The 12,186-nt window shown below is 62.8% G+C and carries 10 protein-coding genes; 8 read left to right on the plus strand and 2 right to left on the minus strand.

Annotated features, from left to right (window positions below; all coding sequences use genetic code 11):
• The first annotated feature begins 47 nt into the window (after positions 1-47).
• From OQE56_RS18880 to OQE56_RS18915, 8 genes are all read left to right on the plus strand, one after another.
• The gene (locus OQE56_RS18880; protein ID WP_267226459.1) at positions 48-1,682 is read left to right on the plus strand and encodes an NAD(P)/FAD-dependent oxidoreductase; all 1,635 of its coding nucleotides are present in this window, start codon (positions 48-50) and stop codon (positions 1,680-1,682) included.
• A gap of 344 nt (positions 1,683-2,026) precedes the next feature.
• Positions 2,027-4,987 carry a TonB-dependent receptor plug domain-containing protein gene (locus OQE56_RS18885; protein WP_267226461.1) on the plus strand — a complete coding sequence of 987 codons (2,961 nt, stop codon included), beginning with the start codon at positions 2,027-2,029 and terminating at the stop codon, positions 4,985-4,987.
• A 672-nt stretch (positions 4,988-5,659) separates the two neighbouring features.
• On the plus strand, positions 5,660-7,762 hold the full coding sequence (dinG, locus tag OQE56_RS18890) for an ATP-dependent DNA helicase DinG (RefSeq protein WP_267226462.1): 2,103 nt from the start codon (positions 5,660-5,662) through the stop codon (positions 7,760-7,762).
• Entirely contained in the window at positions 7,759-8,313 is a 555-nt protein-coding gene (locus OQE56_RS18895; RefSeq protein WP_267226463.1) for a HutD/Ves family protein, read from the plus strand. The genes dinG and OQE56_RS18895 overlap by 4 nt, the downstream gene beginning before the upstream one ends.
• A gap of 69 nt (positions 8,314-8,382) precedes the next feature.
• Positions 8,383-8,961 (plus strand): NnrU family protein, encoded by a 579-nt coding sequence (locus OQE56_RS18900; protein WP_267226466.1) that lies wholly within the window; start codon positions 8,383-8,385, stop codon positions 8,959-8,961.
• A 69-nt stretch (positions 8,962-9,030) separates the two neighbouring features.
• Positions 9,031-9,228 (plus strand): hypothetical protein, encoded by a 198-nt coding sequence (locus tag OQE56_RS18905; RefSeq protein WP_267226467.1) that lies wholly within the window; start codon positions 9,031-9,033, stop codon positions 9,226-9,228.
• The gene (locus OQE56_RS18910) at positions 9,229-9,822 is read left to right on the plus strand and encodes a DUF938 domain-containing protein (RefSeq protein ID WP_267226469.1); all 594 of its coding nucleotides are present in this window, start codon (positions 9,229-9,231) and stop codon (positions 9,820-9,822) included.
• A gap of 69 nt (positions 9,823-9,891) precedes the next feature.
• Positions 9,892-10,314, plus strand: a complete 423-nt coding sequence (locus OQE56_RS18915) for a YchJ family protein (protein WP_267226470.1) — start codon at positions 9,892-9,894, stop codon at positions 10,312-10,314.
• A gap of 48 nt (positions 10,315-10,362) precedes the next feature.
• On the opposite strand, the gene OQE56_RS18920 is transcribed toward OQE56_RS18915, so the two are convergent.
• Both OQE56_RS18920 and OQE56_RS18925 read right to left on the minus strand, forming a co-directional pair.
• The gene (locus tag OQE56_RS18920) at positions 10,363-11,124 is read right to left on the minus strand and encodes an NRDE family protein (protein ID WP_267226471.1); all 762 of its coding nucleotides are present in this window, start codon (positions 11,122-11,124) and stop codon (positions 10,363-10,365) included.
• A gap of 49 nt (positions 11,125-11,173) precedes the next feature.
• Entirely contained in the window at positions 11,174-12,043 is an 870-nt protein-coding gene (locus OQE56_RS18925) for a methylglyoxal synthase (RefSeq protein WP_267226474.1), read from the minus strand.
• Between the last annotated feature and the right edge of the window lie 143 nt (positions 12,044-12,186).

Consider the following 12,186-nt stretch of genomic DNA (forward strand, 5'->3'; position numbering starts at 1 on the left):
TCAGCCATGCGAAAATACCCGGCCGCTCCCCCTGACCGCCGCATCGCATGATCCGACTGACTGACATCAAGCTCCCGCTGGACCACGCAGAAGGCGCCGTCGAGGCCGCTATCCGCGCGAAGCTGGGGCTGGGCAAGGACAGCCTGTGTGGCTTCGCCGTGTTTCGTCGTGGCTACGACGCCCGCAAGCGGGGCGCCATCCAGTTGATCTATACGCTCGATGTGGACGTGACCGATGAGGCCGCCGTATTGAAGCGGCACGCCGACGACAAGCACGTACAGCCATCCCCGGACACGAGCTACCACTTTGTGGCCAAAGCACCGGAAGGGTTGCAGCAGCGCCCTATCGTGATCGGCATGGGCCCCTGTGGCCTGTTCGCCGGGTTGTTGCTGGCGCAGATGGGTTATCGCCCCATCATTCTCGATCGCGGCAAGGCGGTGCGCGAGCGCACGGTGGATACCTGGGGCCTGTGGCGCAAGCGCAAGCTGGAGCCCGAGTCCAACGTGCAGTTCGGTGAAGGCGGCGCCGGCACGTTCTCCGATGGCAAGTTGCACAGCCAGATTTCCGACCCGCACCATCATGGCCGAAAGGTACTCACCGAATTCGTGCTGGCCGGTGCGCCGGAGGAAATCCTCTACGTCAGCAAGCCGCATATCGGCACGTTCCGCCTGGTTACCATGGTGGAGAACATGCGCGCGACCATTGAGTCACTGGGCGGCGAGATCCGCTTCAGCCAGCGCGTGGAAGACGTGTTGGTCGACACCGCCGCCGACGGCACGCGGCAGGTGCGCGGTGTAGTGCTGGCCAATGGCGAATCGCTGCTCAGCGATCACGTGGTGCTCGCCGTGGGCCACAGCGCGCGCGACACCTTTTTCATGCTGCATGATCGTGGCGTTTACCTGGAGGCCAAGCCGTTCTCCATCGGTTTTCGCGTGGAGCATCCGCAGTCGATTGTCGATCAGGCGCGCTTCGGTCCGCAGGCCGGCCATCCGATTCTGGGCGCAGCGGATTACAAGCTGGTGCACCACTGCAAGAACGGCCGCTCGGTCTACAGCTTCTGCATGTGCCCTGGCGGCACGGTCGTTGCGGCCGCATCCGAACCGGAACGCGTGGTCACCAATGGCATGAGCCAGTATTCGCGCAACGAGCGCAATGCCAATGCCGCCATCGTGGTGGGCATCGACCCCAAGGATTTCGCCGCGTTTGACGACAGCGGCAGCCCGCTGGCCGGTATCGCTCTGCAACGCGCGCTGGAATCACGCGCTTATGAATTGGGTGGGCGCGACTACAGCGCGCCGGGGCAGCTGGTGGGCGATTTCATTGCGGGCAAACCGTCGAACGAGTTCGGCAGCGTGCAGCCTTCCTACAAGCCGGGCGTGCATCTCACCGACCTGGCGCCTGCGCTGCCCGATTACGCCATCGAGGCGATTCGTGAAGCGCTGCCGGCCTTCGATCGCCAGATCAAAGGCTTCGCCATGCACGACGCCGTGCTCACCGGCGTCGAAACCCGTACGTCCTCGCCGGTGCGGATCCGCCGCGGCGAGGATTACCAGAGCCTCAATACGCGCGGCCTGTACCCCGCTGGCGAGGGCGCCGGTTATGCCGGCGGCATCCTCTCCGCGGCCGTCGACGGCATCCGCGTGGCCGAGGCCATGGCGCTGGCCATCAACGCGGCACGCTGACGCCACCCAGGCGAATCTCCTCGCCAAGCCCTGTGAAGGTAGCCATGCATTGGCTGCCAACGACGCCGTGTGCCTGACCGCCTGCGAGTGACTGCGGCCAGATCTCCCCCTGCATCCATCACCACTTCTGCCCGCGCACCTAGGGGATCAGGCGACCCGTGACTTGTCGCCTATGGCCTCTATGAATTTGCGCTTCGTCAGTTTCATGCAAGGCAATTGTGATCGAATCGTAAAATCTTGCTGCTACCCCCATAGCAAGAACCCCCGCCGACGGCTGTCCCCGAGTGACGTTGCAAGACGTCGGCTCTCCATAACTCTATGCCCCGTAAGGGAGAGACGGTTGCATGAAGAACCCAAATTACACCCGCAAACTGCTGGCCCTGGCCTGCTTGGCCGCTATCGCTGGCCCGGCCGCCGCGCAAGATGCTGCGAAGAACGACGCCTCGCCCGCTGATGCCAGCCAGGCCACCAAGCTGGAGACGGTAACCGTTACCGGTACCCGCATTTCCAACCCGAACGTCATCTCGCCGACCCCGGTCGCCGTGATGAGCGCCGCCGAAATCAAGGCCACCGGTGCGATCAACATCGGCGATTTGATGACGACAATGCCGCAGCTGGCTACCACTTTCACCATGGGTAATTCGGGCCGTTTCATCGGCACCGCAGGCGTGGCCGAAATGGACCTGCGCAACCTGGGTACCAGCCGCACGTTGGTGCTGGTCAATGGTCGTCGTTTTGTGGGTTCCAGCGCGGGTGACACCGGCGTCGACGTGAACCTGATCCCGGCCGACTGGATCGAGCGCGTTGAAATCATCACCGGCGGCGCCTCGGCAGTGTACGGTGCCGACGCAGTGACCGGCGTGATCAACTTCATCCTCAAGAAGAACTACCAGGGCGCCAACCTGCACGCGCAGCTCGGCACCTCGGAGCACGGTGGCTTCAAGAAGGGCCTGTTCTCGCTCTCCGGCGGCATGAACTTCGACAACAACCGCGGCAACATCGCGGCGTCGGTGGAGCATAGCGACCAGGACGAGCTGATGTTCCGCGACCGCTTTGGCCACGAAGCCTACGCGACGATCAAGACGCCCAAGGGCCCGACCAACTCCGCCCTGTTCGACAACGCCGGCGGTTACACGCGTGTCGATGCCGGCACATTCTCGATCGGCAAAGCCACGGACGTCTCCAAGCGTTACGTGTTCAACCAGGATCACACGATCCGCAAGCAGCAGTTCAACGGCATCTATGACGACGCCGGCTACTGCCAGGATTGCGATCGCTCGGACAACAATAAGTACGTGCAGCTGCAGCCGAAGTATGGCCGCACCACGCTGAGCACGATCGCCAGCTATGACCTGACGCCCGAGCACAAGCTGTACTTTGAAGGCACCTACAGTCACGTCGACGTCAAGCAGCAGTCGTCGCCGGCATTCGACAGCACCCGCGCCAAGGGCAATGGCTATGTGATCACACGCGACAACGCCTACATCACGTCCGATCTCGCCGCGCTGATGGACGCCAACAAGCTGAAGTCCATTCGCGTTTCCCGCATCGACGGCGATGCCGGCGTGCGTGGCGAAGACACCAAGCGCGACACCGCACGTGCCGTGTTCGGCGCGAACGGCGTGATTGCCTCCGACTGGCAGTACGACGCTTCGGTGAACTACGGTGTGACGGACGAAACCCGCCACAACCTCAACAACCGCATCCATGATCGCTTCTTTGCGTCCATCGATGCTGTAAGGGACAGCAACGGCAATATCGTCTGCCGTTCCAGCATTAATCCGAACTACATCAACCCGAACCACATCAACGTGGCTCAGAACAACCGCGGCGGCGTACTCAACCCGATCGCGCTGGGTGGCGGCTGCGTGCCCACCAGCATCTTCGGCGCTGGCGTGATCAACCCGGCGGCGGCACGTTGGTTCAACACCACCACCACCACCACGTCGCATCTGACGCAGTTTGTGGGTGGCGGCTCGATCACCAACAACAATCTGTTCCAGATGCCGTTCGAAGCGGGCGCCGCCAGCATGGCCGCCGGCATCGAGTACCGCCGCGAAACCAGCAGCCAGACCACGGATCCGCTGGACCAGCAGGGCTTGACCTTCCTCAATGCCATCCCGAGCTCGGGTGGCGCGTACAACGTGAAGGAAGGCTACATCGAAACGGCGCTGCCGCTGATTTCCGGCCGCCCGTTTGCGCAGAACCTGACCTTCGACGCAGCGGCCCGTTTCTCCGACTACAGCACCATCGGCCACACCAAGGCTTGGCGCTGGGGCCTGGACTGGTCGATCATCGATGACCTGCGCCTGCGTGGCACCATGTCCAGCGCCGTGCGTGCACCGAACATCGGCGAGCTCTTCGGCGGCCAGACCCAGAACTTCTTCACGATCAGCAACGACCCGTGCTCGGCCGACCAGTTGCAGAACGGCGCAAGCCAGGCCGTACGCACGGCGAACTGCGCCGCGCTGGGCATTCCTGCGGGTTGGCAGTCCACGCGCACTTCCTCTGTGCAGGGCGTTTCGGGAAGCAATCCGGATCTGAAGCCGGAGCAGGGTCGCACCTGGACCGCGGGCATGGTGATCACGCCGCGCTTTATCGACAACTTCGGCCTGACGCTGGACTACTGGAACATCAGGCTGACCAACGCGATCACCGCGCCGGGCGGCTTGGACATTGTGGATCGCTGCGTGGACACGCCGAGCGGCATCAACAACGTCTACTGCCTCAACGCAGAGCGTGATCCGGTGACGCATGAGCTGGTGTCGATCCGTTCGGTCAACCAGAACATCTCCGCCCTCAGCACCTCGGGCGTGGATATTGGCGCGTACTACAGCACCGAGGTCGGCGGCGGCAACCTGAAGTTCAACCTCAATGCCACCAAGGTGATCGCGTTTACCGAGCATCCGTTCCAAGACGACCCGAGCACGGCCATCCAGGACAATGGCACCGCCACGACCAATGGCGCGTTCCCGAAGTGGAAGGCCACGCTGTACACCACTTACGGCTGGAACAACTGGGTGTTTAACTGGAACATGCGCTACTTCTCCTCGATGCTTCGCGTGAGCAACGAGAGCTACGCGTCGAACCCGATCCAGACGACCCCGATCAAGACGGGTATCGGCTTCTTCAACGACGCCAAGGTCAGCTACTCGATTCCCAACAGTGGCTGGCAGGTGTACGGCGGCATCACCAACGTGTTCGACCGCAATCCGCCGGTGAACTTCTTCGGTACCGGTGCTTCCAGCGGTATCTACGATGCCATCGGCCGCGCCTACTACGCAGGCTTCAACTACAACTTCTGATCCTGGGTGGCAGCCCAGGAGCTTGGGGTGAAAGGGCCGGCCTAGCCGGCCCTTTCTTTTCTAACCACCCGAGCAAAAAGAAAGGCCCCCTTGCGGGGGCCGGGGGTCAGACCTAAGGGGAGGAGCCTGACCCGATGCTCCCAGAGGGATGGCATGGGGGATATGCCCAGGGAGCGCACGTAGGTTGCCCCGTACCGAACCTTTCGCCTATCGGCGACTTCCGATAGTTATGTCGTTCATGGACGTCACATCACCTCACTGCCAATGCCGGACAAATCAGGCTTCTACTTTCAGATTCGTCTTATGTTTTGCCGCCCCACCGACTCATAGAGTGACAGGCGTCCCACGTGAGCAAGGAATGCACGCGGGCCCGCGGTGACGCGCGCGACGAGTCCGGGGATAAGGCTCCTGCCCCCTTTGGAGCCGGGAAACGTCGGGACATTTGAACAACGTGTGATGGGGAGAGCGGGTGATCTGGGTCACCCGCTCTTTTTTTGTTTGAGATAAGGGTCGGCCGGAGACTCCCGCAAATAGCTCCAACAGCCGTGCAGGACGCTCGCTCGGGGCTATCGGGTTGGCTGGGCCGCCCGTCCGTCCACCGTCCAGGGCAATACCCGGTCCGACATGCGAGAATGACCGACCGACGCGGCCACCCTCGCCCGACCTGCCCCCATGCTTGCCGACACAACCAAAGACGCGATCCGCGCCGCTTATACGCGCCTAAAGGACGGCCTGCCCGGCTTTCGCGCACGTGCGTCGCAAGGAAAGATGATTGCCGAGGTGGCGAAAGCGCTGGCACAGGAGGGTGGCGCAGCGGTTATCGAAGCGCCCACCGGCACCGGCAAGTCGATGGCCTATCTCATCGCCGGTGTCGAGGTAGCGCGCGCCCACAAGAAGAAACTGCTCATTGCCACCGCCACCGTGGCGCTGCAGGAGCAGTTGGTACAGCGCGATATCCCGCTTTATCTCCGGCTCAATGGCAGCGAAGCGAAGGTGGCCTTGGCCAAGGGGCGCGGCCGCTACCTGTGCCCGCGCAATCTCGCCATGGCCAGCAATAGCCTCAGCGAAACAGCGCAGATGGGCTTAGGGTTCGACGCCGACCTGGCCTTGTGGACCAAGCCGCCGCAGGAGCGCGACAAGAAGGCGCTATCGAAGCTGGCTGGCCTGTTCGATCGCAACGAATGGAACGGCGATATTGACGCCGCGCCGGAGCCGATCAGCGACGTGCTGCGGCCCATGATCACGACGAGTGCGGGAGGCTGCACGGGCCGCAAGTGCGTGCAGTTCATGAACTGCCCGTTCTTCGCAGCACGGCGGGCGGTAGGCGACGCCGACATCATCGTGGCCAATCAGGACCTGGTGCTGGCCGACCTCACCATGCCGCGCGAGGAAGACGGTTTTGGCGGCGTGATCCTGCCGAAGCCGGACGAAACGCTGTACATCTTCGATGAAGGTCATCACGTACCGTCGAAAGCGATCGACCGCGGTGCTGCCGAGGTCTATATCAACGCGGCTGTGCGGCAGTTGAGCCGGCTTGGCCGCCAGATCCACGCCGCCTATTCGCTCACCGACAAGGAAGTGATCGGCAAACTGCCGCTCGATGCCGGTGATCAAAAGCTGCAGGAACTCAGCGATGCGCTGGAGGAGCTGGAGAAAGAAATCCGGCTCAGCTGGCTGCCTTCGCCCGATGACGACGAGCCGATGTATCGCGGTTCGCTCGGCCAACTCCCCGACGCGTGGGTAGAGCACGCGCGGGCGCTTTACGTGTTCACTGGCGAAGTGGAACGTTGGGTGGGCGCAGTCCGTCGCGCCGTGCTGGAGATGACGGAAAGCGGCCCAACACACGAAGCGCTGTCGCGCGAACTCGGTATGGCCCTCGAACGCATCGATCGCCAGCTGCGTACCTGGCGTGCGTGGTCCGCGACCGACGGCGATAATTCGCCGCCATTGGCACGCTGGGTGACGCTGAGTCCAGACCAGCAGTTGATCTGTCATGCATCGGCGGTATCGGCAGGCGGCTTGCTGCGCAGCGTGCTGTGGGGCAACGCGAGCGCCGTCGTGATGACGTCGGCCACGCTGAGCGCCGGCGGCAATTTCCGCGGCTTCGCCGATGCGGTGGGCTTACCGGATGATTCCATAACCCTGAGCCTGCCGTCACCGTTCGATCTCGCGTCGCAGGCACGGCTGGAAGTTCCTGCCATGCGCGCACTGCCTGATGCACGCGAAGAGCACGTGCAGGAGATCTGCGACTGGCTGGCCGAGCATCTTGATTGGGACGCCGGCAACCTGGTGCTGTTCACGTCGCGCGCAAAACTCGATCGCGTGTTGCAAAAGTTGCCGATCGAACACGTGCGCAAGGTTCGCGCGCAAGGCTCGCTCGGCAAAGCGCAACTGGTTTCCGAGCACATTGCCGATATCGAAGCGGGCAAAGGCAGCACACTGTTCGGACTCGCTTCATTTGGTGAAGGTCTCGATCTGCCGGGCAAACTGTGCGAGACCGTAGTGATTACGCAACTCCCCTTTGCCGTGCCCACGGACCCCGTGGGTGCCACCTATGCGGAATGGCTTGAATCTCGCGGGCGTAATCCATTCATTGAAGTCACGGTGCCAGAAGCCACGCGGCTGCTTACGCAGTATTGCGGGCGCCTGATCCGCACAGAAACCGATCGCGGCCGCATCGTGCTGCTGGATCGCCGCGTTGTGCTCAAGCGCTACGGCGAACGCATGCTCAAGGCGTTGCCCCCGTTCACCCGCGTCATCGAGAAGGTCGCATGAGTTTTCATATCATCCGCGCAGCCGACATGAAACCTCAGCCGTGGAAGAACGGCCTGGGCACGACACGCGAAATTGCCCGCTTTCCTGCCGACGCGGGCAGCGACGATTTTCTGTGGCGTGTGAGCGTGGCGGAAGTGAACAGCGCCGCGCCGTTCTCCGCTTTTCCGGGCATCGACCGGCAGATTGCGCTGATCGATGGCGAAGGCTTCACCATGACCATGGATGGCCAGCACACGCATGCGCTGACCACCCCCTTCGCGCCGTTCGCCTTTCCGGGCGAGGCCCATGTGGATGTCGTGATGGCTGGCGGCGCCACGCGCGACTTCAACCTGATGGTGCGCCGCGCCTGGGGCCGCGGCGACGTCCGCGTTCGCACGCAGGCGGGAAGTCACGTACCCGATCCCGGCTGTGTACTGATCTATATCGCACGCGGCACGGCGACGACCATCGACGGCGATCTGCAGGCGGGTGACGCCTGGCAGCCTGATCGCAGCCCATTCGAGCTAGGCGAGGACAGCGTAGCGCTGCTCGTCATGGCGGAACCGCGCTAACGACTGTCACCTCAGCGGCAACCGTAAGGGCTATCATCGCCGAGATTCCGCCAACCCCACGGTGAGCCCATGGTGCTGCTGATCCTCGGTCTGGTGTTGTTTCTCGGCGTGCATTCCGTACGCATCTTTGCCAACGACTGGCGTAGCCGCCAGCTGGCCCGCCTCGGCGAAAAACGCTGGAAAGGGCTCTATACGCTTATTTCCATCGCTGGTTTTGTCCTGCTTATCTGGGGCTTCGGGCTGGCGCGGCAACAGCCGGTGCTGCTCTATGTGCCGCCCCTGTGGCTGCGGCACCTCAATGCGCTGTTCACGCTGGTGGCCTTCATTCTGGTGATCGCCGCCTATGTGCCCGGCAATCACCTGAAGGCCAAGTTGGGCCACCCCATGCTCGCCGGCGTGAAGACTTGGGCGTTTGGCCATCTGCTGGCCACCGGCATGCTGCATGACGTGGTGCTGTTCGGCGCCTTCCTGCTGTGGGCAGGCGTGGATTTCCTGGTCTGCCGCCGCCGTGACCGCGCCGCTGGCGTCACCTACCCCGCCGGCACGATGAAGGGAGACATCATCGTGGTAGTGGCAGGCTTCGTTTTCTGGGCGATCTTCGCTTTCTGGCTTCACGGCTGGCTGATCGGCGTAAAGCCGATGGGGTGAAGGTAGTCATCTACGCGGCGCCATGCCGCTGAGCTAGAGTGGCGCCAACTTCGGGACGAGGATCGGGCTATGGCTGCTTTTCTGCTTTGGCTTTTGCTGCTGGTGATCTGCTGGCCGATCGCCCTGGTGGCGCTCATTCTTTATCCCATCGTGTGGTTGCTGATGCTGCCGTTCCGCCTGATCGGCATCACGGTGAGCGCCGTGTTCGCAGCGCTCGCTGCCATGCTGATGCTTCCCGCGCGCGTGTTGCGCGGTCGTCCGGTTTAAGTGGAAAAGCCCGACGCGCCCTCCTGCGAGCGCAACCGCGATCCCATCCTCGATGTGTTGCGCACGTACTTCGCCGATCGCCGGCACGTGCTGGAGATTGGCAGCGGTACCGGGCAACACGCGGTGTATTTCGCTGCGGCGCTGCCGCATCTGCAGTGGCAATGCACTGATCGCGCGGAGAACTTGCCGGGCATCCGCATGTGGCTGGATGATGCCAGCCTGCCAAACACACCCGCGCCGCTCGAGCTGGATGTAGGTGGCCCATGGCCTTCGCGTCGATATGACGCCGTTTTCAGCGCCAACACGCTGCACATCATGGCCTGGGACGAGGTCGAGCAACTGTTTGAGCATCTTGCCGGCGTGACCACCGACGACGCCATGCTCGTTATCTACGGCCCGTTCAACTATGACGGCCACTACACCAGCGACAGCAATGCTTCGTTTGATCAGTGGCTACAGGCGCGCGGCGTCCACATGCGTATTCGTGACGCGGAAGCCGTCGATGCGCTGGCCGAGATTCATGGGTTCGATCTCATCGACGATATCGCCATGCCTGCCAATAACCGGACTCGCATCTGGCAGCGCAACCGCTGACCCCTGAATATTCGGCATTGGCATTTGGATGGGAAGGCGGCACGATGTGCTCAGCCCTTGACCCGGATCATGCGACCCTACGTGCAAGCCATTGACACGCTAACCCCTTGCCCCTGTGGCAACGATGCCGGCTATGCCCACTGCTGCGGACTGCTGCATGACGGCGGCATCGCGGCCACGGCCGAGCAGCTCATGCGCTCGCGTTACAGCGCCTACGTGCTCAAGCGCGAGGACTACCTGCTTGCCACCTGGCATCACAGCACGCGCCCGGCACACCTGAAGCTGAGCGCCCAGCAACCGGCACCGACCTGGCTGGGACTCACGGTCAAGCGCCATGAGAGCGATGGCGACGAGGCTACGGTGGAATTTGTGGTCCGGCTGCGCTACGGCGGTGGCAAAGCGCAGCGCATGCATGAGATCAGCCGCTTCGTGCGTGAGAACGGACGCTGGTTCTACGTGGACGGCGAATTTCCGGAAGGATCCACCGACTGACTTTCCTTTGCAGGAGCGCACTTGTGCGGCCCTGCGACAGGCAAAGGATCACGGTGAGAACGGGATAGCCGTCTCGCCCTCTTCGCGACCAAACGGTCCAAAACGCCGCTCCACCACGACACCGCGACCGTCGTAACCCACAGCCACCACCGTGCTTGCGCGCGTGCCGTAATGCTCGCCTCGTATGAAGGCGGATGACAGCCAACGCTCCCGTTCCAGACCAACACCCGTATCGGGCAGCTCGTCATCGGGATAGCCACGGGGATCGGCCAGCGCTTCGAACAAGGGCGCGAACTCGTCGTCATGGCCCGCGTCGATCCACGCCTGCAATTGCTGCATCAGCGTGCGTGTCTTTGGCCATGGCGTATTGAAGTCGGCATTCGAAAGACCATGCACGCCAGGCGTTACCGCCTGCGCACGCGGCTCGGGTCGATTGCCGAGATAGAACGCATGCGTGGTGTCGAATGTGAGCAGATTGAAGGGTCTGTAATCGGCGGCGGTCTTCAGCAACGCATCGGCGTGGTTTGTCGCATCGGCGACGCCGCCAAGGTAATCCAGGGCAAGCAGCCCACGCGAACGCCCATGTTGCGGGTCGCGCGGATCGCGCACGTTGGTCACGACGCTGCAACGCCCGCCGTCGGTGACACCCAGCCAGGTGCCACCGGCTTCCAGATCCTTTCCCGCGATGATGGGCGGCGTTTCCCAACGCGCCAGCGGCACACTGGGTCGTGCATGGAATTCGTCACGGTTGCCGGCGAGCAATAGCCGCCAGCGCGGGTGAACCTGCCATGCGAAGGCGATCAGGCACATATCGATGCGGCTCCGAGCGTGAGGCCGCCATTGTCCGCGAGCATTACCTTCAACGCCAGCTGGCGCGCGAGCGTACCGCTGCTGCCCAACGCGCGGCCACGCGAGGCGAGGTCATGCACACCGCATCGTCGGTGCGCGTGGTAACGGCACGCTCAAGCAGCTGGATATCCGCCTCGTGCTGTCGCGCGACATGCGGGTCTTCAAAAAAGATCACGCGTTGGCAGCGCCGTTCCAGCACAAGGTCGGCAATCTGCGCATCGCCACCCATCGGACCACTCTGATAGCGCGTCACCCATGGCACATCCTTGGGCCAACCGAGGCTCCACGCCAGTTCATTCAAGCGCTGACCCGTGGTTCCCGTGCCGACACGATGCGCAAAACGCGACAACACGTCGAAGTGCTCGGCCGCGTACGCCAGCATCTGCGGTTTCATGGCGTCGTGTGCAATCAACGCAACCGTTTGCGTCTCCAGTGCGTAGAACCCGTTCGCCCCGACATCCGGGGCCAGCCCACCATGGATACGTTCCATCTCGATCCAGTCCCGGGCAGATGCCACCGTGGAAATAAATGGCTTGCCATGAATGACGCACTGACGCTTGAGCGCCACCGCTTCGGGAAAAATCGATGACGGATCAACCGGGTCGATCAGGTAGATGGCGCCATTCAGCACACGATCGCCCAACCCCACCACCTCGGCGACCAGTTTCATCAGGCCGCCTTCCCGCCCGTAGGGATAGCGTTGCAACGACGCATAGCCATCCAGATAACCGGTGCGATGAATCGCATCGTAGGTGCGCCCTACGGCATGCAGACCCAGCTTAAGTTCGCGGATGCCTGTCTCGCAGGCACGCAGCCAGCGGAACAGCGCAGCATCCGCATGAGCGTGGTGGAGTTGGTTGGCGGCGAGGCCGAGACGCATGGGGTCTGCTCCGGGGGAGATGGCTTGGAGGGTGAGAGGGTAGCCGAATGGGACAAAGCGAAATGCGCTTTGAAATGATCGTGTCGCAAGATTGGCCCCTCACCCCAGCCCTCTCCCCGAAGGGGAGAGGGAGAAGTGCGGTG

This window comes from Dyella silvae (assembly GCF_026421305.1).
Taxonomy (GTDB): Bacteria; Pseudomonadota; Gammaproteobacteria; order Xanthomonadales; family Rhodanobacteraceae; genus Dyella; species Dyella silvae.

What these genes read in the sequence shown, in the direction of transcription:
- OQE56_RS18880 (WP_267226459.1), top strand. Translation starts at nt 48, where the DNA reads ATGATCCGACTGACTGACATCAAGCTCCCGCTGGACCACGCAGAAGGC.
- OQE56_RS18885 (WP_267226461.1), top strand. Translation starts at nt 2,027, where the DNA reads ATGAAGAACCCAAATTACACCCGCAAACTGCTGGCCCTGGCCTGCTTG.
- dinG (WP_267226462.1), top strand. Translation starts at nt 5,660, where the DNA reads ATGCTTGCCGACACAACCAAAGACGCGATCCGCGCCGCTTATACGCGC.
- OQE56_RS18895 (WP_267226463.1), top strand. Translation starts at nt 7,759, where the DNA reads ATGAGTTTTCATATCATCCGCGCAGCCGACATGAAACCTCAGCCGTGG.
- OQE56_RS18900 (WP_267226466.1), top strand. Translation starts at nt 8,383, where the DNA reads ATGGTGCTGCTGATCCTCGGTCTGGTGTTGTTTCTCGGCGTGCATTCC.
- OQE56_RS18905 (WP_267226467.1), top strand. Translation starts at nt 9,031, where the DNA reads ATGGCTGCTTTTCTGCTTTGGCTTTTGCTGCTGGTGATCTGCTGGCCG.
- OQE56_RS18915 (WP_267226470.1), top strand. Translation starts at nt 9,892, where the DNA reads ATGCGACCCTACGTGCAAGCCATTGACACGCTAACCCCTTGCCCCTGT.
- OQE56_RS18920 (WP_267226471.1), bottom strand. Translation starts at nt 11,124, where the DNA reads ATGTGCCTGATCGCCTTCGCATGGCAGGTTCACCCGCGCTGGCGGCTA.
- OQE56_RS18925 (WP_267226474.1), bottom strand. Translation starts at nt 12,043, where the DNA reads ATGCGTCTCGGCCTCGCCGCCAACCAACTCCACCACGCTCATGCGGAT.